This is a genomic window from Amycolatopsis sp. NPDC004625 (assembly GCF_040609695.1).
Lineage (GTDB): Bacteria > Actinomycetota > Actinomycetes > Mycobacteriales > Pseudonocardiaceae > Amycolatopsis.
In genome coordinates this window covers 62,612-82,822 of the sequence record NZ_JBEXKX010000012.1, presented here as the reverse complement: position 1 = coordinate 82,822, position 20,211 = coordinate 62,612, and the positions used below count along the sequence as shown (strand labels likewise).

The window sequence follows — 20,211 nt, the reverse complement described above, 5'->3', positions numbered from 1 at the left end:
TAGGCCGGCCATGCCGCCTGACCACCAACGTCCGTAACCCTGAGTCGCCCCTAATGCCGTAGTGACTTTGCGTCAACTAGCTCTTACCGTAGCTGTCCCAACGAGCTGCAGAGGGAGCTGTACTCGTGGACGACGGTTCTGCATCGCGCACCCCGGACTCGCCTGCCAGGTTCTGCTCGGACTTCGCGGCCGAACTCCGTCGTCGCCGAGTGTCGGTTCGCCGGGCAGCGGAGCTGACGCACTGGGGGAAATCGACGATCTCCTCCGCCTGCAACGGACACACACTGCCCAAGCGTGACCTGGTCGAAGACGTACTGCGCGGCGTCGGCGTCGGCGACGAGCTCGAGGGTTGGCTCACGCGCTACGACCAGATAGCCAACCCTGGAGACGTAGGCAGCCAAAGGTCACCCGATGGGCCGGCTGCCGAGACCGCACCGCACCGTCGGCTGTCCCGCAGGGTACTCGGCGCCGCTGTCGGTGTCGTTGTCCTGCTCGCCGGCGGCATCTGGCTGTGGCTCGCACTCCACTCCGCGCCGAATGGCACAGATGGGGACCATAGCCTGGCGGAATCGGTGGCAGCCCTGCGAGGGCAGCCGCACAGCACGGTCATCGTGCAGAACATGTACGCCAGCGGCCCATCCGGGTTGCATGAAGACCGGTCCCTGTCCTACTTGTCCTCGCGTCCCGTCGCCCGCTGCGCCAACAACGGCTGCAAACTCCCCGGCACCGAGATGAGCACCGGTGCGGCGATCACCGCCATCTGCCACATCCAAGGTGAGCTGCTGACGAATGCCGACATCTCCTCGCCCGGTATCAAGACAAACCCCAACGCGTCGGCCTCCGCGCTCTGGTACGAGATCATCTGGCCGGACGGCCGACGGGGCTACATCTCCGAGGTTTACCTGGCGCCTGCCTACCGAGGCGGCCTATCGCTACCACCGTGTTGACACCATGAACATGCAGGTCAGCGTTGTCCAGCGGTGTCCGGGACACACTCCGGACGCCGAACCTATCGACCTTCGCCGCGGCCGCTGATGACGTTGAAGCTGTCGCTCAACCAGCGGCAGTCATCAACACTCAGCGAAAGGTCACCCATGGAAATCCTGCAGAAGGTCATCGCCGCGCTCCGCAGCAAGGCGGCGGTGCTCATGATCGCCGCGGCCGCCGTCGGGTTGCTGTTCACTGCCGGCACCGCGTCGGCGGCGACCACCGACCCCAACCCGCAGACGAGCGGTTGCGCAGCGAGCATGTCGCGCGAGGTCGTCGCCGACATCTACGACGGCGGTACCCGCGCTGCCACAGCGCACCTGCGCTACAGCCGCAGCTGCGGCACGCAGTGGGTCACCGTCTACTACCTCCCCGGTTACTCGGCGGCGCCGTCGGTCTGGCTCCAGAACCAGTCCGGCACCAACCTCTACACCGCCTACTCCGACAGCACCTCGGCCTACACCTACCAGCTGTTCAACATGGCCAACCGCGTCGGCTGCGGCGGCACCCACCTCTACCACAACGGTGCCTACCTGAATTGGACGTACCTGGGCTGCTTCTAACAGCCAACGTCAACGGCCGTGGTGAGCAGGTGCTCACCACGGCCGTTACCAGTGTCCTGAGTCGTTCATTCGATGCTCGACTTCGCCGTCGAGGGAGGAGTCGCTGCGACCTCTTCCCGGTGACCGGCTGTCATGGGCGTTACTGCTTCGCGGCGGCGCGTGGTACCCGCTTGCGAGCCGGCGCCAAGGCCGGTCAGGCGACCTTGCCGCTGTGCTTCGTCGTAGGCGGTGTCGACCTCGGAGGAGAGACGGCCCCTTGGGAGACTTCGTAGACGTTCTCGCCGGCCCAGGCGCAGATCGCGCGAGCGTTTGCGGTCCGTCGTGGCGGCTGTCGGCTGGCTGCCACCATGACCCGGTGACACCGCCCCGGAGCATGGGTTCGGCTGGGGGTGCTAACGGGCTAGGCACCTCCGCAGGTACTGGGCCGGGGTGCTGGTGGCGAGCCAAAGTAAAGAGGCCGCATCCACTGCCGAAGCGGGGAACGCTGGTGGCAGCGTGCGGTGCCGCCACTTTGCCGTGGTCATCGTCTTCGCTGCCGCCATCACCTCAGCTCTCACCTGGATCCTGCCGTGAGCTCTTGGATAGCTGATGGTGCGCTGGGTTCTTCGATGGCGGACGTGACGCGGATTCCAAGACTGGCACCGTCGGGTTCGCAACAAGAAATTCGTCCGGTCTGACCGAATATACCTCGGACGGCAATACTATTCTCACCCGGATGCGTGCCCAAACCGCGTCACATCGATCGGCCAAGAGGCGACTCAAGAGGCGACCAACCCCGCGAAAGGTGCCGAAATGAAACGAAGGCTCATAACACTCCTGGCGGCCGTTCCGTTCGCCCTGTTCATGACCCTCATTGCGACGGGTGAGGCTTCGGCTTCGACGAACTGTTCCTCAACGACCGGATCGAGTGTCTGCTACACGACCGGCGCGCACCACCTCCAGGTGTGCGACACAAATGCCGACGGCTGGTCGCCCTACGCCTGGTGGAATCCGAACACAAGTCACTCCCAGCCCACCAATCGGGCCGAGTTCACCGGCGGGGCCCCGAACTGCGGGAGCTTCCCGGTCACCAGCTCCGGCGGCAAACTCTCGTTCCAAGCGTGCCGCGACGTCCGCAACGACCCGGACAACTGCGGTTCCTGGGTGACGGTCACTTACTGACGGGGTTCAGGACTGCCGCCAGGATGATCGATGAGGCGACGAACCCGTCAAGGATCTGCTGGTCGAGGACCTTACCCGGTCCTGCGGGCGGTGCCGCCCGCAGGACCGGAGATCATTCATCGCGGCCGCACAGCGGTAGCCGGGCTTCCGTTCGTCGCGCCCGACCACGCTGAGAATAAGGTTCGGCGGCTTTTGCGAATCCCCTTCAGGAAATTTCGTTCGCGGGCGACGCTGCGGACATGGGGTCTGACTCAAGCAGGCCGCGTCGGAGGACGCCGTCGCCTTGATCCCGCGCATGAGCAAGGGCCGGTCCGCTCCATGGACACGTCCGGGGCTATGAACGGGGAGCCGCCTTTCGACAACCGATCCGACGTCACCGAATCAGGTTGGGTCGCCTTCGGGGCCGTCCAGTGGACCGCTTGCCCGCGGTGAGGCGCAGAAGCATCTGCAACTCCAGCGCCCGCTGCGGGGAACGCCAACCCTCGCCGAGCAGGCTGTCGACTGCGGTGAGTCGCTGGTAAAGCGTGTTGACGTGGATCGCCAGCGCGCTGGCTGCCGGGCGCGCGCGACGGCCATGATCCAGGAACACGCGCAAGGTCTCCACCAGCGGCACACCACGGCGTCGTTCCTCGGCGAGTACCGGGCCCAGCATGTGTTCGAAGGCCTCCGCCAGATCGCGGCGACCGGCATGGTCGAGCAGAATCCGGTACAGCCCGAGTTGCCCGGCGGTCGCGGCTTCTCCCATGCGCTCCAAGGCGCGCAGCGTCGGTCCGGCCTCGTGGAAGCACTGCCGCAGCTCCGCCGCCCGCGCGCGGGCCCGGCGATGGCGGTCGCCGGCACCAGCAGGCCGGATCTGGCGAGCGCGCCCAGGGGTGCGCCCAGCCGGCCGCCGAGAAGCGTCAGCGCCGGATTGGCGTGACGCGCGCCGGTGGAAAGCTCGGGCGGCCGAGCCAGGTGCACGCCCAGCCCAGCCGGCAGCCCGGTGCCGGGCACCACCACGGCCAGGCTGGTGAGGAACCACTGCGGCGCGAACGTCCAGGCGAACAGCACACCTGAGAACCAACCGGCGGGCCCGAGGGGCGCCGAACCGAGCAACCGGATCGGGCGGCCCGGCGGCCGGGCGCGCCGCGGCGTCGGCGGGCGAGCACCACCGGCGCCAGCAGGCCGAGATGCAGCCCCCCGGTCGTGACGCCCGCGAGGAGACCGGCGATCAGCGACATGCGTCGCTACGCGGTGCGGTGTGCCTCTTACTGCGTGCAAGTGACTGTTAGGGGCTACACGCGGGCGAGCGCACGCCGACGGTCTCGATGCGACTCGGGCGCCCTGCGTCCTCGATGTCCGAAGAGGACTGTTGTGTGTGGTCCACCCGTGCATGCCGATTTCCGCTTCGGGTAGTCGGCCGCCGCCGGGGTTGACAGGATCACGCCGACCACGAAAACTGGGCGCCGCACTTAATGTTATCGCTAACATATCGGGGTAGGTCTTGCGCGCGCGGCACAGTGGTTACCGGCTTCCGGTGGTGGTCACCGCGATCCTCCTGGTGTTACTGGGCGCTCCGGGTGCTTTCGCGCAGTCCGGGGACCGGGACGTCACCGCCGACGTCCTCGCGGACCGGGACGTGACGCTCAGCGGGGACACGGTCGTGCGGCTCCCCGGCGGCGTCACCACCTACGCGGGTGTCATCCGGGGCGAAGGAGTCTTCACCGTCGCAGGTGCGGGCACCCTGGTCCTGGTGAAGAACAGCGACTTCACCCTGCCGGCCGACCGCCGTCGCCAGAAGATCGCCACGGTGGGCGGCAACCATCCGGTGACCACGATCGCGAACCCCGACCCGCCCGCGGTGATCGTGCAACGCGGGGCGACCCTCCAGTACGGGAGCGGCTCGGGCGGTGACGGCGTCATCGGGCATTTCGTCTCGGCGCCCGGGGTTTCGCTCAACACGCTGAACCACCAGGTCGACGGGACGCTGGACCTCGCGGCGCACCGGGCGTTGAGCCTGGGCGTGATCAGCGGGACCGGGCTCGTCAAACAGCGGCGGAGCACCTGGCCCGGCATCGAACTGCCGGGCACGCACCCGTTTTCGGGGACGCTGTACGTCGGCACGGGCGCGGACTACGGCAGCGTGAACTACCTGACCTCCATGCCGAACGTGCGCAAGGTGGTCAACCAGGGGTCGTTCATCCACAACGCTCCGGACGGCGAGGTGGTCACCGACGCCGCCGACATCTATTCGCAGTTCTACGGCAACGACATCAACTTCCACACCTGGGGATCCGGCGTGGTACGGATGTCGGGCGTGTACAGCTGGTCGGACAACGGATCGGACACCGATCCTGCCCTCAGTGCGCCCGCCCGGAACTTTGCGGCCGTGCCGCACAGGGACAACAAACGCGGTATCAACATCGAAGGCGCCGCGGTGACTTGGGGCGACGGCACGAACCACCGTTTCTTTCTGCCGGGCAACGAAAATACCGTTTACATCAACATGCACGCGGACCCGGGCGGCGCCCGCAGCGTGCTGACCTTCGACTACGACGGCCCGGTCACCCTGGCCGCGCCGATCTCCGGCGGGAAGTACCACGACACGATGGCGGACGTCGGCCGCGGCGACGTCGTCGTCGCGGCGACCCGCGGCAACGCGGTCACTTTCACCGCGCCGCAGAACTACGACGGGGACACGACGATCGGTGCCGGTGCCTCGCTGCGGCTGGGCGACGGCAGCCCGGACGGTGACAGCGCACTGCTGGCGACCGGCAGGATCGTCGACAACGGCGAGCTGATCGTGCAGAATGCGACCACGGATGCCCGGCCGGCCCGGATCGCCGGCCCGGGTTCGGTCACACAGGCCGGCCCGGCGACCACGACCCTGATCGGAGAGCTCACCTACACGGGGAAGACCACGGTGCAGGCGGGGACGCTCGCGGTCGCCGGTGGGTCCCTCGCCGCGAGCGCCGCCGTCAACCTGCCCGCGGCCGGGACGACGCTGGACCTGACCCGGGCCCGGGATGCGACGATCGGCAACCTCTCCGGCGTCGAAGGCAGCACCGTGGCGGCCGGACGCACGCTGACCGTCCGGTCCACGGCAGCGACGACGTTCGCCGGCACCTTGGCCGCCGCGGGCGACGTCACCAAGACCGGAGTCGAAACGCTGACACTGACCGGTAAGCACACCACGCAGGCAAGCACATGGACCGTCCGGGAGGGCACGCTCGCGCTGGCCGGGGCCGTCCAGGCCCGGCAGCTCGCCGTGCAGCCCGCCGGCACCCTGCGGGCCGAGGGGACGGTGGCGGCCGTAGTCGACAACGCAGGGACGGTCGAGGCGACCGGCCTGACCGTGCGTGGCGCCTACACCCAGCATCCAGGCGCCCACCTCCGGGGCACCCGGATGGCCGTCACCGGCCCGGTGACGCTCGCAGGCAGCTTCGTCCCGGAACGGGCGCAGGGCCCAGGTGTGCTGATCGACAACCAGGGACCCGGCCCGGTCGAGGGCACCTTCGACGGACTTCCGGAGGGGGCGGCAGTCGGCGCACTCCGGCTCACCTACCGCGGCGGTGACGGCAATGACGTCGCGCTGACGGGTGAAGCCGGGGCAGCGCGGCCCGGCAGCGGGGTGTCGCCGGCCGCAGCGGCGCCTGGCTTGGGGTCGTCCTGGTGGCTTGCGGTGGCCGGTGCGGTGGTGCTGCCGGTCGTGTTCGCCGTGGCCTTCGCGGTGCGCAGGCGGGTGCGGCAGCGGAGCTGACCTTCGTCGGGGGGGGGGGGGGCCTCCGGTCCGGGAGCAGCGCCCCCACGTACGGGGATTCGAAGAGGTCCGCGATGCGGCGGCACCCAAAGGTCGTTCGGGTGGAACAGTCGTCGGCGAGACGGCCGCGGAGCGGACTCGGTGCCGGGCCGCGCAGGTCGGCGACGGGCAGCCAGGACACTCAGCCGCCGGTGACGACTGCGGAGGCGACTCCCTGTGTCATCGCGTCACCGAGCGGGACCCAGAGCGGCCCGGCCCGAGACGAGCGCCAAGCGATTGATTGCCGCCCACACCCGCGCGAAGGGTCAATTCTGGGCACGGGCCTGGCAGATGCCGGGCAGCAGCACACCCGCGGTGTCGAGCAAACTCGCCCGACCACGTCCGGTTCGGCGACGGCAACGCCCTCCTGGTGGCCTTTGCCGGATTCGGGGCGCGGTGCGCCGCGGACGGGTAGCCAGACCGGCGGCGGCTCGGGGGAGGAATCCGCCGCCGGTCCGGGCTCACGGCGGGTGCCGCAGGGTGAAGGTCGAGCCGCGCTGGGTTCCTGTTACGCCGTGGCTGCATCGAGGGGTACCCGGGGCCCGGCGGCAGACGCGGGGCGTTCTGCCGCCGGGCCACGTACCGGACGATCGAACGGGTCGGGGGCGTGCCGGGTCGATCGGAGTGGCAGCGGAGAAAAGAGAAAGCCACCGCCGGTATGACGCACTGCCTCCGAACCCATCTGTTCGGGTGAAAGCCGGCCTTTCAGCGAGCGGTTACGACCGAGAAGGCGTCCAGTGCGTACACCTCTGCGGTGGCGAGGTTCTTGGTGCCCGTGCACTCGACTTGCACGGTGTGCGAACCCGCCGCCAGGCCCGTTCAGCTTCCGCGGCCGCGAAAGCCCCTTCAACGTCATCCTCGCCTCGGTCCTCATCCCAGCACCGATGTTCGCCCTGTGGGTTGTTCCTGCTCATGGCGAAGCTCGAGCCCACTGACTCGTACTTGTCCGTGCTGCTGCCCAGCTGTGTCAGGCCGTTCGGCGCCTACCTGTGCGGATCTTCGCCGCGACCTCGGTACCGGATGAGCTGCTGGAGGCCGTCCGGCTCGACGGCGAGGGTGCCTGACGCACCTTTTCCGGGGTCGCCCTGCCGCTGATGGCGCCGGCACTGGTGACCGTCTTCCTGTTCCTGTTCGTCGGGATCTGGAACAACTACCTGCTGCCGTCGCTGATGCTCAATTCCCCGTCGCGGCTGCCGGTCACGGTGGGCCCGGTCCAAAGGCGCTCGGAGTTCGCCGACGGCGTGCCGCCGCTGTTGTCGATCACCGGGCGTTCCTGTCCCTGATCCCACTGCTGATCGCCTTCGCCAGTCTCCAGCGGTCTTGGCGCAAGGGACTGACCGCCGGTGCCGTCAAATAGTCGCCTGCCGGATCGTGCGCTGCTACTGGACGTCGGCCGGTGAGGTGCACGCCGCGGATCCGCAGGCGAACCGTACGACGGCGCCGGCAGGCCGGACTCGATCAAGGCGACTGCGAGCTTCCACCGCACCGGCAGTGCCCGGAATCGTTCCTCCGAAGAGGACGCCGAATCCCTCCATAAGGGACATAAGGCTTTAGAGCTGCCTGCTGGCTCGAACGGTGTCTTGACGTGCTCCCCGTGTTCGTCGATAGTGGTGATTCCAATCCGGACTTTGACCCGGAGCGGTCCGCAGGTTAAACTGTTAGCGCTAACATTACCATCGTTGAACAAGGGAGTTCATGATGCCCGCGCTGCCCGTGTTCCGCCGACTGCGGCGTGGAGTGACTATCTCCGCGGCCGCGGCGGCGCTCGTCTTACCCGTTCTGGTCACCTTCGGCGGCACTTCGCAAGCCGCTGCACAAGGTCCCTGCGACATCTACGCCGCGGGCGGCACGCCGTGCGTCGCGGCGCACAGCACCACCCGCGCGTTGTTCGCCTCCTACAACGGTGCGCTCTACCAGGTCCAGCGGGCCTCGGACACCGCGGTGCGGGACATCGGGGTGCTGTCCGCCGGCGGTATCGCCGACGCGGCGGCTCAGGACGCCTACTGCGCGGGCACCACGTGCACTATCACCCGCGTCTATGACCAGACCGGCAGCAGCGGCAACACGCTGGTCTACCAGGGACCGGGGGGAACCGGTGGCGCGGACACCGCAGCCGTTGCCACTACCGAGGCCTTGACCGTGGGCGGTCGCAAGGCGTACGCGTTGTTCATCAATCCCGGCAACAGCTACTTCGCCGGCGGCTCCGGTGTACCGACCGGCAGCTCGCCGGAAGGCCAGTACATGGTCACCAGCGGGACGCACGTCAACAACGGCTGCTGCTTCGACTACGGCAACACCGAAACCGACCACCACGCCGACGGCAACGGCGCCATGGACGCGATCAACTTCGGTACGGAGTGCTGGTTCGGCGGCTGCAGCGGAACCGGGCCATGGGTGCAGGCCGACCTGGAAAACGGGCTGTTCTCCGGCGGCAGCAAGGCGTGGAACCCCAGCCAGCTTGCCCAGGCCAGCCACTTCGTCACCGCGATGCTGAAGAACAACGGCACCACCCAGATGGCGCTGCAAGGTGCTGACGCCCGGTCCGGGACCTTGACCAAGCTCTACGACGGCGCGCTGCCCAGCGGCTACAACCCGATGCGCAAACAGGGCGCGATCATTCTCGGCAGCGGCGGCGACTGCTGCCAGAGCAACCGGAACGCCAGCGCGGGCACCTTCTACGAGGGTGCCGTGGTCAAGGGGTACCCCTCAGACACCACCGACGCCGCGGTCCAGGCCAACATCGCGGCGGCCGGCTACGCCACCGGAGCCACCCCCTTCACGCCGGGCGCGAAGATTTCACTGCAGGCCACAACTTCTTGCTGCACCAACGACTACCTGCGGCACGACACGGACGACGACAAGGTCGTGATCGCGCCGGTGACCGCGGGCAGCTCGCCGGCCGACAAGGCGGCCGCCACCTGGATCGTGCGGCCCGGTCTGGCCGACGGCAGTTGCGTCTCCTTCGAATCGGCCGACGCGGCAGGCAGCTACCTGCGGCACTACGCGTTCCAGCTCCACCTCCAGCCGAAGGCCGCGACGACGCAGTTCGCCGCCGACGCCACCTTCTGCCCGAAGCCGGGAAACAGCGGCACGGGCTACTCATTCCCGTCGTTCAACTACCCGGCCAAGAACCTCCGCCACTACGCCGCCACCGTCTACCTCGCGAGCAACGGCGGCACCAATGCCTGGGACACCAACTCGCTGTGGCGCGAGGACACTTCCTGGCTCACCGCAGCCCCCTGGAACTGACCACGCACCGGAAGTCCAGCGACGCATTTCCCGCAGTGTGAAGGAGACTCGATGATCCGACGACCGTGGATCCGCCGCGCCCTCCTGGCGGCCGGTACCTCCACCAGCCTCGCCGCCGGCCTGCTCACGGCGACGGCCACCTCTTCACAGGCCGCCGCCCAAGGACCATGCGACATCTACGCCGCGGGCAACACCCCATGCGTGGCCGCGCACAGCACCACCCGCGCCCTGTACGCGGCCTACAATGGCCCGCTGTACCAGGTGCGGCGCGCATCCGACAGCGCGACCAAGGACATCGGCGTACTGACCGCCGGTGGGTACGCTGACGCCGCCGCGCAGGATTCCTTCTGTACCGGCACCAGTTGCGTCATCACGGTCATCTACGACGAGTCTGGCCGGGGCAACCACCTCACTCAGGCACTCAGGGGGCACTGGCCCGGTCCGGCTGCGGGCGGCAACGACAACCTCGCCAACGCCTTCGAAGCGCCCGTGACGGTCGCCGGCCATAAGGCGTACGGCGTGTCGGTGGCTCCCGGCACCGGATACCGCAACAACAACACCAATGGCATCGCGACCGGTGACCAGCCGGAGGGAATGTACGCGATCTTCGACGGCACACATTTCAACGGCGGCTGCTGCTTCGACTACGGCAACGCCGAGACGAGCGGCAACGACGACGGCAACGGCACCATGGAAGCCATCTACTTCGGCAACAGCAAGGGCTGGGGCTACGGCAGCGGCGCCGGGCCCTGGATCATGGCAGACCTGGAGAACGGCTTGTTTTCCGGCGTGAACCAGCACTTCAACGCCGGCGACCCGACGGTCACCAACCGGTTCCAGACTGCGATCGTCAAAGGCGGCCCGAACCAATGGGCCATCCGCGGCGCCAACGCGCAGTCGGGCAGCCTGTCCACCTACTACAACGGCGTGCGCCCCAACGTCGCCGGCTACAACCCGATGAAGAAGCAGGGCGCGATCATCCTCGGCATCGGCGGCGACAACAGCAATACCGGTGTCGGCACCTTCTACGAAGGCGTCATGACCGCGGGCTATCCCTCCGACGCCACCGAGAACGCGGTCCAGGCCAACATCACCGCGGCCGGCTACAGCAGCGCCCCGGCCGGTGCCGGAACCCTCACACCGGGCGCCAAGGTATCCCTCCAGGCGACGACGGCGTGCTGCACATCCGACTACCTGCGCCACGACGACGCTGACGACAAAGTTGTCATCTCCGCCGTCGATTCCACCAGCGCAGCGACCCTCAAGGCCGACGCGACCTGGATCGTCCGGGCCGGCCTGGCCAACAGCTCCTGCCTGACTTTCGAGTCGGCCGACCAACCCGGCCGGTTCTTGCGCCACTACGCGTTCCAGCTTCACCTGAACGCCGACGACGGTGGCGGTGCCTTCGCACCGGACGCCACGTTCTGCCCCACCACGGGCAACAGCGGCGTGGGTAGGTCGTTCCAGTCTGCCAACTACCCTGCGAAGTATATCCGCCACTTCACCTTCACGGGTTATGTGGCGAGCAACGGCGGGAGCAACACCTGGGACGCGACGACGTCGTGGGCCCAGGACACCAGCTGGCTCGTCGCCTCGCCCTGGAGCTGACCGGGAATCCGCCGCCTGCAAGCCCGGTTTCCCTGCAGCGTCGCAGGGGAGCCGTGCTCGTTCCGCGGTTGCCGGTAGCCGGCTGCGGTGCCCTTCTCGAAGTGCTGATCTGACCGACGCGCAGTGAGCGATCCCGGTACCGCTGCTGTCTGTAGGCAAAAGCAACAGGTTGACTGCGACGTCCGGCCCGATAATGGTCCATTATCCAGTAACTGTCTGGTAGGCAGCGTCGCGGTTTAGGTGTGGTCGAGGTCGTCGAGTTGGTGTTGGACGCGCTCGGCGTCGGTGTCGCGGCCTTGGTCCCGGTACAGCTGCAGCGCCTCCCGCCACACCGTGCGGGCCTGCTCGTACTGGCCGAGCGCGGCGTGGGGATGGCCCATGCTGTCGAGGGTGTCCGCGACCTGGTAGGCGTTGCCGATGCCGCGGAACAAGGCGAGAGCGGAATGGTAGTGGTCGAGGGCCTGGTGGTGGTCGCCGGTGTGGTGGGCGATGTAGCCCAGGCTGTCCAGGGTGGCCGCCTCGCCGTTGGGGTTGTGGTGGTGGCGGTGCAGGGTGAGGGCGGCCTGGCAGTGCTCGCGGGCGGTGTCGAACCGGCCCAGGCGCGCGGCATGCCAGCCCACCAAATTGAGCGCGCTGGCTTCCCGCACCGGCTGGTCGAGGGCGCGCATGAGGTCGAGGGAGTGGTGGGCGTGCTCCAGAGCCTGCCGGTCGTCCCCCCGTCGTCCCCAGGCGAACGCGAGTGCCCGGTGGGTGTGGGCCTGTTCGGGGAGGTCGTGGTGATGCACGGCCAGGTCCAGGGCCTGCTCCAGGTGGGTGGTGGCCTGTTCGTGCAGGCCCAGCAGGGAGCAGGCATGGCCGAGGTTCCGGTGGGTGCAGCTGTGGGTGGTGGGGTCGGGCAGGTGGTCGGCGGCGTGCAGTGCGGCCTGCCACGTGGTGATCTCGTCGTGCAGGTGTCCCCGATGCTGGTGGAAGGTGGCCAGGTTCCAGGCCAGGTGCCAGACGGTGTGGTGGTGGCCGAGGGTGGCGGCGGTGCGTTGGGTGGCCAGCAGGGTGGCGTGCTCGGCATGCAGCCAGGCCAGCGCCGCGTCGGTGTCGGGCAGCGGGTGCGGGTGCACCCCGGGCGCGGGCGGCTCGGGCCGCACGAGCGGGCGGTGGGGGTTCAGGAGGCGTTCGGCGGTGTGGGCGGTGTGCAGGTGGAAGTCCCCCGCCCGTGTCAAGGCCGCTTCCCGCATGTGCCCGGGCAGGGTGGTGTGGACGGTGTCGGTGGCGTAGCGGCGGATCAGGTCGTGCATCGCGTAGCGGCCGCCCGGCCGCCGTTCCAGAAGGGAGGCGTTCTCCAGCCAGTTCAGCGTCTTTCGGGCGAGGCGGTCGGGCAGGCCGGTGAGGGCGGCGGTGGCGGGTGGGGTGGTGTCGGGACCGGGGGCGATGCCCAGCAGCGCGAACACGGTGCGCTGGGTGTCGGTGAGCCGGCGCAGGGACCAGGACAGCACCGTGGGCAGGCTGGCGGCCGGGTCGGAGTCGTGCTCGAGCGCCTCCAGGCCGAGGTCGCGCAGTTCGGCGGCGGCCTCGGCCAACGCAGTGTCGGGGCGGGTGCCGGCGGTGCGCGCGGTGATCGACAACGCCAGCGGGTGGCCCCCGCACAGCCCGATCAGCTCGCCCACCGCCGCGGGTTCGGCGGCGACACGGTCGGCGCCGAGGCGGGCAGTCAGCAGGTCGCGGGCTTCCTCGGGGGACAGGATGTCCAGGGGCAGGTGGCGGGCGCCGTGCCGGTCGATCAGCGAGGCCAGCCGGTGCCGGCCGGTGACCAGCACCGTGCAGGACGGCGAGCCGGGCAGCAGCGGTGCGACCTGGTCGCTGGTGGCGGCGTTGTCCAGCACGATGAGCATCCGCCGCCCGGCCACCAGGCTGCGGTAGAGCGTGGCCTGGGCGTCGAGGTCGGTGGGGATGCGGTTCGGGTCGACTTCCAGGGCGTCGAGGAACCCGCGCACGGCCACCGCCGGCTGCACCGGTTCGCCCGCCGGGCTGAAGCCGTGCAGGTCGACGAACAGCTGCCCGTCGGGAAACCGCTCCAGATGCCGGTATGCCCAGGCCAGGGCGAGCCAGGTCTTGCCGATGCCCCCGGCACCGCCGATCGCCGAGACCAGCACCGTCGCGCCCTGCCCCTGCGGTGTGGCGGCGTGGGTCAGGGCGCGGTCCAGGCGGGCCAGTTCCGCGGTCCGGCCGGTGAACAGTCCCGGTGCGGCGGGCAGCTGCCGCGGGATGGGCCGCGTCGGTCGCGGTGGTGGCGGGTGCAGGTTCAGGTTGCCGTGCACCACACCGACGGCGGCACCGTGATCGGTAGCGACGAGGTCACCGTGGATGCTCGAGGTCACCGCGGTGCCGGCGTCCGGGGTGGTGCCGGGGTGGGGCGGGTCGGCCGCCGACGTGGTGTGCCCGTGGTCCGCGTCGGCTAGCGAGGGTTGTGCGGCTGCTGCGCATAAGGCGGTGGTGTGCCGATGGTGAAGTGGTCGCCGGTGGCCGCGCCGATGGTGATGCCGGATCCGGAGCCGTGCACGTCGCCGGCGATGTGCACTCCGCGCGGTCCGGGACCGTCGTACCGAGCGTGTGTTTCGGGCCCGGCTGTAGGGCCGGTCGTCGCATGGCCGGCCGGCGCCGTCTCCGGTGCTGGAGCGTCCGGAGGCCGTGGGGTGAGGACGGTGGGGTCGGCCGGGTAGGGGTGGTCGGGCAGGGCGATCCAGGCGCGGTCGTGGAAGGACTTCACCGTCACCTCGACGGGCCGGAATGTGGCGGGGTCGAGGGTGGTGGAGTTGCGTACGACCTCGTCGAAGACCAGCCCGGACACGATCATGGCCAGCACGCCCGGTGAACTGGTCAGGGCCTCGCGGACCGGGGCTGCGTCCAGCAGCCGGAACGCCGCGACCATCGTGGGCGAGGTCGCGCCGTGGTCGTCGAAGGCGACCTCCCCGGCGTGCACTGCCAGCCGCAGCCGGGCGCGCGCGGCGGTGGGGCTCGTGCTGTTGTGACCGCGCACCGCCCGCACCAGCGCCTCGGGCAGCACCTCCAGCAACGGCGCCTTCGGGTACTCCGGCGGGACCAGCACCACCACACCGTCCCCGGCGTCTCCGTGCCAGCACGCCTGCATCGGCACCCCGGCTGCCGCCAGCGCTTCGGTGACCACCGCATACATCCCGGCCCGGGTACCGAGCTGGTGCGGCAGGGTCCGGCTGGCGGCGCTGTAGCCCTCCACGTCGACCAGGACCATCGTGCGGTGGACCGCGTGCCGACCTGTACTCGCCATGCCGACCCCCCAGGGCAGAACCGCGTGGTGCGCCGATGAACCACAGTTCTATCGGATGGCGGGGTAGGTTCCGTGTCATGTGACGCATTGGTCGCCCGTTCGGCCCTGCGCGTGCACCCGACCGGGCGACACACCCTGATTCGGGGCGGCGGCTGGTGGGCCGGATGGCGCCGACGTCGTCGAAGGAACCGTGGTCGGTGCCTTCGCGGAGGGCGGCGGATGATCTCGGCGAAGGGGCCGGCGGCGACGGCCTGCAAGTGGGGTGAGGCCAGGACGCTCGCGATGGTGGTGATGTCCGGGCAGCACACGGCGTGGGCTGCGGGAACGCGACGCCGACATCAAGCTGCTCGAAGGCGCCGGGAAGCCCCGTCGGCTGCGCCTCGAGCTGTGCCAGGGCTGTGTGGAGCGCCTGAACTACGCTTGCACTCACCGAGTCCGGCACACCGTTCTGGCGATCGCCGACACCGACCACGTGCTGCTGCGCTAGACAAGCTATTGGCCACGCGCGAAATTTCTTGCTCGTCGCTGTAGACAGAACACCGAGGTTCTCCGAGCCCTCTGTGAACGAGGTCGAGAGGGGGCCACGAGGATGGGTACCACGCCGCTGCTCGCCATCGCTGCAGTTTCGGCGCTTGGCGCGCTGGCACGGCAGTTGATTGCCCTGCTGCGGTATCGCGTACGTCGAGCCAGCGTGGAGCGTGTCATCGCGCAGGCGGCTCCTGGCACTCGAATCATCGACCGTGACGCGGACGGCGCAGTCGTTGACGTCACGCTCTCCAACATCGCGCGACCAACTGACGCGAAATGCCACGTCGGCCGAGACGAACCGGCAGCATGACGCAGATGGAATCGCCGGGACCGCCCTCGTCCGCGCCGCTCGTGGAGAGCTATGAGGCATTTTACCGCGCGACCGCAGATCGAACCTTCCGCGCGGTTCTGCGGATCGCTGCCGGTGATCGCGACGTGGCGCAGGACGCGACTCAAGAGGCCTACTGCCAGATGCTGCGCCTCTGGTCACTTCGGCGGAACCGGTCGATCGAGGACAATCGCAAGTACGTGCTGGGCATCGCGTCGAAGAAGGTTATCGACGTGTTCCGCGGTCGACGCAAGCTCACCGAACTCGACGACGAAATGGAAGTATGCGCGGAGGACGCCCAGCTGGCTGCGGTCCTCGACAGAGCCACGGTGATCAAGACCGTGCTTGAGGTGATTGTCCGGCAGCCGGCCCAACGCCGAGCCGTGGCGGTGCTGTTCTTCATCGAAGACCTCACCGACGAGGAAGTCGCTTCCGCGCTCACCATGAATAGGTCGACCGTTCGAACACATATACAGCGCGCACGGAGCGTCCTGAAACTTCAGCTTGACCAGTACGAACAAGGAGGCGAGGGGGTATGACGGAGCCACACGACGCCATCCGTGAACTGGTTCAGCGTGCCCACGACGAAGACCCCGACCGCATCGAGTTCGACACCGAAGCTGGTTTGTCGGAGATCCGCTCTCGCGCTCCTGACCTGCTTCAGCAGCCGGTAGTGGACACGAACGAAGTCAGATGGGCCGGGTTCCAGCTTTCCGCTCTCCAGCTGTCCCGGGACATCGTGACACTAGAAGCCCGACCCGAGAGTGAAACGCTGGTTCGGCCCTACACGCGAACAGCAGGTCCGGTACGGCCGCACGACATCCCCGTCGAAGCGCTCGTGACCATCGCCGAGCACGTGGATCTCTCCACGGTCCGCGTTCCGGAGTTTCGCCGAATCTGTGAGATCTGCACTCGGCCTACAGCCATGATGGAGATCGCCGCGACGCTGGGGATGCCATACGGGATCGTCCGCGTGATCATCGGAGACATGATCGACTCACGGCTGGCAGCCGTCACTCCGCTCAGACTCGGCAAGGACGGCCGCCCAACCCTCGAGCTCATGACCAACGTCCTGGATCACCTGCGTGATCTTTGATCGGCCCTCTGGCGGCTATGACCGCATGACATCGTGGTCGCGCCGATGACGTGTTAGCCCGGCCGCCCCGAGGCGATCAGCCGCGGAAAGTCGACGAGCCGACTGACCAGTCGAGCGTATCGGCCCTCGACAACCTGGGCTTGAGGTCCGAGTCGCCGGCGGCCTGTATAACGTCCTTCATGAGGCGGTAGCGGGTCGACACCTGGAACGAGACGGCGCGTCCGCGAAGCCGCCACCTTTGCGTTCGTCGCAAGCTATGTCGGAGGATGTGCATCGGCTGCCTCTCTGTTTCGTGTACGCCGAGTCGGTCGGGTCGCTGGTCCAGGCAGCCAGCGTGTGTGGGGAAGAATCAGGCCAAGCGCCCCTGCAGTCGATGCCCAGAGCCGGGCGCGCCGCCCTTGGCGCGGTCAAAGCTCCCGTACCCACGGGACGAACACTATTGACGCTCTGTCGGCCACAGCAGACGGTCGGACTGGTTTTGATCGTGGAACACTTCAGATCGCTGGTCCGTGCGGTGACGCAGTAGGTGCCGTTGTTGCCTCGGTTAACCTGCGTCTTGGTCATGGTGTCGGCCGGCAGCGGCTGCGGGTATGAGGGTGGGGAGCATACGTGACGGCGGACGTGCAGCTGCGGGCTCTGGACCGCTCAGAAATCACTGATGACGAAGCAGGCGGGGGGCGATGGCCCCGGCCACGCACCAGGTGCGTCGCCGACGTTGACCACACCGGGGCTCCACTGCCACAGCGTCCGCAGTCGCGCCCGCAGCCGTGGCTGGCGGCCAACGGACCGGGTTCACGCGGTGGCGGCTGGGACCCCTGGAAGTTCGACACTCACCGAGCGGGACGTATGCGCACCGAGGACCTGTGCCAGCTGTGCGGAACGCCCCGGACGGACATCGTGTTCGTGTTGGCACCGGTGAGTCAGGTTACGACTATCGTGGAAATGTACGGTGGTGCCGTGTGCTCTCTGCGGTGTGCGCGGTTGACTGCCGCTGTGTGCCCGCACTACATCGATGGCGGCTCGCAGGTTGCGATCTACGCCGTTCCACGTCATAAGCGGGTGGACTTGGTCGGCTGCGATCTGGACAACGATGATGAGTACGACGTCGCTGGTCTTGATCCCGTCTGTGCGGTGATGGTCACGCGCGACCCGTGACCATGAAGGCGATGGTTGCCTGGCGTCCGATGGGCTGCTCGTTCCGCTGATCGCCGTCAACCCGCGGCGGGTCACGCGGCAGACCCGGCTCTCGTGCGTCTTTTCGCCGACGCTCGTAGCCGTCATCGCGGTCACCAACCTCGGCGCTCGGCGGCTGCGCGCTCCCCGGCTTGCCGATCCGATATGTCACCGCTCGTTGCCGCTTGGACGTTTGGTCGTGTAGTGGCCGGGAGTGTTGATCGCCCGGCTCACTGGGACTCGACTGCGACCTGGGCGATCTTGTGGCGGGTGACGTAAGCGTGATCCTGTCGACGCCAGCGTAACGTGCCGGAGTCTTCCATCTCGGAGATCATTTTGATCAATTGCGGGAGCGTCGTTGTGTCGTGCTCCAGTGGCCACTCGGTTCGGAGGCGATACAGCATCAGGCGAAGGCATGTCCACGGTGCGGCGTCGGGAGCTTCATCGGGTCCGACTACTCGGAATGGCCATCGTTCGATCACCTCCGCGGCGGTCTGCTCCGTCGTCTGAACTGTCTTCGCCGGCGATTCGGTGAGGTGAAGAGGTTCATTTCCCAGTGTCAGGGAGCCGGGATGCAGCGGCACCAGGTCGGCCAGCGTCGTTATGTCTTCGTCGGAGTGCACTTGGACCAGCTGCCTCCGAGCAGCCGCGGACGGGAATGGGGAATGGTGTGAGGACGTGGCGTCGGTCGGGGTCGGTGATTCCGGTGGGCGGTCTTCCTGTGTCGTCGACTTTTTGGTGGCCACTGTTCGAATCCTCGTTGATTGGTTCGGAGTCGGTTGCTTCGCGTACCTGATAGTGGACGCAGTGTAGTCGGGTGGGTGCTCGTGCTGATGGTGGACATGCCGGCTGTCGACGTGCCGGGTCGATGACAGCCGGTATGGGGGCGAGTGCCCAGCGCTGTAACTGCGGGCATCGCTGGGTGACGTTGATCGGCTCGGCTTGACAGCGCCACGGCCGTCTCACATGATCCGAACAAGTGTTCGACGAGTTCGGGTTCGCTTGCGGCTTCCCCACGCAGGTGTCTCCGGTGCGTGTCCGTGCTGGAGGTGTGGGGTGGCAGTGCCGGAGGCAGTGGCCGGGCTTGCCGCGATCCCGGGTGTCCGTACGGCCGCGCAACTGGGTGAACCGAGTCCGGACACGTCGGCGTCCGCCGGCTCGCTCCCGGTGGTCCCGGCACTGGGGGAGCTGGTACCCGGTGGGTTGCGGCGAGGCAACACAATATCGGTCACCGGCTCGACCGCCCTGGTCTTGGCGCTACTCGCCGCGGCGACGCAGGACGGTTCGTGGGCGGCAATCACCGGCATGCCCGAGGTCGGTGTCGCCGCTGCGGCGGAGTTAGGAGTCGAACTGGATCGGCTCGCGCTCGTCCCGGATCCCGGAGCGGAGATCGCTGCGGTCCTGTCGGCGTTGATCGATGGGTTCGACCTGGTCGTGCTCGGCCGCGTCGCCGCCCGCGGCGTGCAGCCGCAGCTGGCGCGCCGGCTGGCCGGGCGCGTCCGTAACCGAGGCGCCGTGCTGCTGGCCGCCGGGCCCTGGCCCGGCGCCGACCTCGAGCTGAGCGTGTCCAATCGCCGGTGGCGTGGTGTGAGCCAAGACGGCTTCGGCCACCTGGAGTTCCGGGACATCGTGGCGGTCAGCCGTGGCCGCGGCGCCGCGGCTCGGCCGCGCGAGGTGGCGCTGCAACTACCGGGCCCCGGTGGTGCCGTCGCGACCGCGGCTTCTACCGAGCGTGGGTTGCGTGAGGTTGCCGGATGACCCGCAGGTCGCGGCGGCCGCTCTCGAGCTGGCCGGGATCGTCACGAGGTGCTCGATGATCGAACGGCCCGGCGATGCGGTTCGGTCGGGGGCGCGCGGGGAGTGCGGCGAGTTGATTCCGGTCCGACCGGCGACCGGCAAGCTCGTGGTCTGCTTGCGCGGTCACCGGCTCGACCAGGACCTCTACGCCAAGCTCAAGCCCTACAGTCACCGCTACCGGCTGCACGGCACGCTCTGCGAGGTCTGCCGTGCCCAGGAAGGCTGCGAGCCCGCGGCTCGGCGCCTCGCCGAATGGGCCCACCTCGACGTCACGACCCAGCATCCGGCCGCCGCTGTCCCGGACGACGGGCTCGTCCTGGTCGCTCACCCGCCGGCCGCGGGCACAGTGGCCGGTCGGATCGCCCTCCACCTCGACGGCGTGGAGGTCGGCGCTGTCATCGCCAGCCCGTGCACAATCTGCCGAACAGCCACCTTGGACTATGTCCATGTCGCCGCCGAGTACCGGCGCCTGGGCTTCGGTCGCACGCTGGTCGCGGCCGCGGTGGCCCGTGCCCCGCTCTACCGGTGGACGGCTCCGCTGCCGGACGGTCCGGTGGCGCAGTCCTTCCGGGCCCGGATCGCGATGCGCCGAGCAGGGCAGCGATGCGTCCACGCGGGTTCATGCGGTCAGTGATGCGGAAATGC

General features: G+C 68.5%; 17 protein-coding genes. 13 read left to right on the top strand and 4 right to left on the bottom strand.

Annotated features, from left to right (window positions below):
• Positions 1–125 precede the first annotated feature (125 nt).
• The 3 genes from ABZW17_RS16100 (at position 126) to ABZW17_RS16090 (ending at position 2,711) form a co-directional block, all read left to right on the top strand.
• The gene (locus ABZW17_RS16100; protein ID WP_354813946.1) at positions 126–947 is read left to right on the top strand and encodes a helix-turn-helix domain-containing protein; all 822 of its coding nucleotides are present in this window, start codon (positions 126–128) and stop codon (positions 945–947) included.
• A 147-nt stretch (positions 948–1,094) separates the two neighbouring features.
• Positions 1,095–1,550, top strand: coding sequence for a hypothetical protein (locus tag ABZW17_RS16095; RefSeq protein WP_354813944.1), 456 nt, complete (start codon positions 1,095–1,097; stop codon positions 1,548–1,550).
• 792 nt (positions 1,551–2,342) lie between these two features.
• The gene (locus ABZW17_RS16090) at positions 2,343–2,711 is read left to right on the top strand and encodes a hypothetical protein (RefSeq protein WP_354813942.1); all 369 of its coding nucleotides are present in this window, start codon (positions 2,343–2,345) and stop codon (positions 2,709–2,711) included.
• Between the two features lie 373 nt (positions 2,712–3,084).
• Here ABZW17_RS16090 and ABZW17_RS16085 read toward each other — a convergent pair whose 3' ends face one another.
• On the bottom strand, positions 3,085–3,456 hold the full coding sequence (locus ABZW17_RS16085) for a helix-turn-helix domain-containing protein (protein ID WP_354814188.1): 372 nt from the start codon (positions 3,454–3,456) through the stop codon (positions 3,085–3,087).
• Positions 3,457–4,227: 771 nt separating this feature from the next.
• Between ABZW17_RS16085 and ABZW17_RS16080 the strand changes: the two genes are divergently transcribed.
• The 4 genes from ABZW17_RS16080 (at position 4,228) to ABZW17_RS16065 (ending at position 11,346) form a co-directional block, all read left to right on the top strand.
• Positions 4,228–6,450 carry an autotransporter-associated beta strand repeat-containing protein gene (locus ABZW17_RS16080; RefSeq protein WP_354813940.1) on the top strand — a complete coding sequence of 741 codons (2,223 nt, stop codon included), beginning with the start codon at positions 4,228–4,230 and terminating at the stop codon, positions 6,448–6,450.
• A gap of 1,133 nt (positions 6,451–7,583) precedes the next feature.
• Positions 7,584–7,772, top strand: a complete 189-nt coding sequence (locus ABZW17_RS16075) for a hypothetical protein (RefSeq protein WP_354813938.1) — start codon at positions 7,584–7,586, stop codon at positions 7,770–7,772.
• A 415-nt stretch (positions 7,773–8,187) separates the two neighbouring features.
• Positions 8,188–9,738 (top strand): alpha-L-arabinofuranosidase B, encoded by a 1,551-nt coding sequence (locus ABZW17_RS16070; protein WP_354813936.1) that lies wholly within the window; start codon positions 8,188–8,190, stop codon positions 9,736–9,738.
• 51 nt (positions 9,739–9,789) lie between these two features.
• Complete coding sequence (locus ABZW17_RS16065; RefSeq protein ID WP_354813934.1) at positions 9,790–11,346, top strand: alpha-L-arabinofuranosidase B; 1,557 nt, start codon at positions 9,790–9,792, stop codon at positions 11,344–11,346.
• 236 nt (positions 11,347–11,582) lie between these two features.
• Here ABZW17_RS16065 and ABZW17_RS16060 read toward each other — a convergent pair whose 3' ends face one another.
• A complete protein-coding gene (locus ABZW17_RS16060) occupies positions 11,583–13,658 on the bottom strand; it encodes a tetratricopeptide repeat protein (protein WP_354813932.1) in 2,076 nt (691 codons plus the stop codon).
• A gap of 137 nt (positions 13,659–13,795) precedes the next feature.
• Positions 13,796–14,644 (bottom strand): hypothetical protein, encoded by an 849-nt coding sequence (locus tag ABZW17_RS16055; protein ID WP_354813930.1) that lies wholly within the window; start codon positions 14,642–14,644, stop codon positions 13,796–13,798.
• A 589-nt stretch (positions 14,645–15,233) separates the two neighbouring features.
• Here ABZW17_RS16055 and ABZW17_RS16050 point away from each other — a divergent pair.
• The 4 genes from ABZW17_RS16050 (at position 15,234) to ABZW17_RS16035 (ending at position 17,751) form a co-directional block, all read left to right on the top strand.
• Positions 15,234–15,482, top strand: coding sequence for a hypothetical protein (locus ABZW17_RS16050; protein ID WP_354813928.1), 249 nt, complete (start codon positions 15,234–15,236; stop codon positions 15,480–15,482).
• The gene (locus ABZW17_RS16045; protein WP_354813926.1) at positions 15,479–16,039 is read left to right on the top strand and encodes a sigma-70 family RNA polymerase sigma factor; all 561 of its coding nucleotides are present in this window, start codon (positions 15,479–15,481) and stop codon (positions 16,037–16,039) included. The genes ABZW17_RS16050 and ABZW17_RS16045 overlap by 4 nt, the downstream gene beginning before the upstream one ends.
• Entirely contained in the window at positions 16,036–16,596 is a 561-nt protein-coding gene (locus tag ABZW17_RS16040; protein ID WP_354813924.1) for a DUF742 domain-containing protein, read from the top strand. Before ABZW17_RS16045 ends, ABZW17_RS16040 begins: the two co-directional genes overlap by 4 nt.
• A gap of 846 nt (positions 16,597–17,442) precedes the next feature.
• On the top strand, positions 17,443–17,751 hold the full coding sequence (locus ABZW17_RS16035) for a hypothetical protein (protein ID WP_354813922.1): 309 nt from the start codon (positions 17,443–17,445) through the stop codon (positions 17,749–17,751).
• A gap of 248 nt (positions 17,752–17,999) precedes the next feature.
• Here the strand turns inward: ABZW17_RS16035 and ABZW17_RS16030 are convergent, their stop codons facing one another.
• Positions 18,000–18,392, bottom strand: a complete 393-nt coding sequence (locus ABZW17_RS16030) for a hypothetical protein (protein ID WP_354813920.1) — start codon at positions 18,390–18,392, stop codon at positions 18,000–18,002.
• Between the two features lie 433 nt (positions 18,393–18,825).
• On the opposite strand from ABZW17_RS16030, the gene ABZW17_RS16025 reads away from it, so the two are divergent.
• Positions 18,826–19,527, top strand: coding sequence for a hypothetical protein (locus tag ABZW17_RS16025; protein ID WP_354813918.1), 702 nt, complete (start codon positions 18,826–18,828; stop codon positions 19,525–19,527).
• A gap of 55 nt (positions 19,528–19,582) precedes the next feature.
• Positions 19,583–20,200: a GNAT family N-acetyltransferase gene (locus tag ABZW17_RS16020; RefSeq protein WP_354813916.1), complete on the top strand. Its 618-nt coding sequence runs from the start codon at positions 19,583–19,585 to the stop codon at positions 20,198–20,200.
• The last annotated feature ends 11 nt before the right edge of the window (positions 20,201–20,211 follow it).

What these genes read in the sequence shown, in the direction of transcription:
- ABZW17_RS16050 (WP_354813928.1), top strand. Translation starts at nt 15,234, where the DNA reads ATGGGTACCACGCCGCTGCTCGCCATCGCTGCAGTTTCGGCGCTTGGC.
- ABZW17_RS16095 (WP_354813944.1), top strand. Translation starts at nt 1,095, where the DNA reads ATGGAAATCCTGCAGAAGGTCATCGCCGCGCTCCGCAGCAAGGCGGCG.
- ABZW17_RS16040 (WP_354813924.1), top strand. Translation starts at nt 16,036, where the DNA reads ATGACGGAGCCACACGACGCCATCCGTGAACTGGTTCAGCGTGCCCAC.
- ABZW17_RS16075 (WP_354813938.1), top strand. Translation starts at nt 7,584, where the DNA reads ATGGCGCCGGCACTGGTGACCGTCTTCCTGTTCCTGTTCGTCGGGATC.
- ABZW17_RS16045 (WP_354813926.1), top strand. Translation starts at nt 15,479, where the DNA reads ATGACGCAGATGGAATCGCCGGGACCGCCCTCGTCCGCGCCGCTCGTG.
- ABZW17_RS16090 (WP_354813942.1), top strand. Translation starts at nt 2,343, where the DNA reads ATGAAACGAAGGCTCATAACACTCCTGGCGGCCGTTCCGTTCGCCCTG.
- ABZW17_RS16085 (WP_354814188.1), bottom strand. Translation starts at nt 3,456, where the DNA reads ATGGGAGAAGCCGCGACCGCCGGGCAACTCGGGCTGTACCGGATTCTG.
- ABZW17_RS16065 (WP_354813934.1), top strand. Translation starts at nt 9,790, where the DNA reads ATGATCCGACGACCGTGGATCCGCCGCGCCCTCCTGGCGGCCGGTACC.
- ABZW17_RS16055 (WP_354813930.1), bottom strand. Translation starts at nt 14,644, where the DNA reads ATGGCGAGTACAGGTCGGCACGCGGTCCACCGCACGATGGTCCTGGTC.
- ABZW17_RS16070 (WP_354813936.1), top strand. Translation starts at nt 8,188, where the DNA reads ATGCCCGCGCTGCCCGTGTTCCGCCGACTGCGGCGTGGAGTGACTATC.
- ABZW17_RS16020 (WP_354813916.1), top strand. Translation starts at nt 19,583, where the DNA reads ATGATCGAACGGCCCGGCGATGCGGTTCGGTCGGGGGCGCGCGGGGAG.
- ABZW17_RS16035 (WP_354813922.1), top strand. Translation starts at nt 17,443, where the DNA reads ATGCGCACCGAGGACCTGTGCCAGCTGTGCGGAACGCCCCGGACGGAC.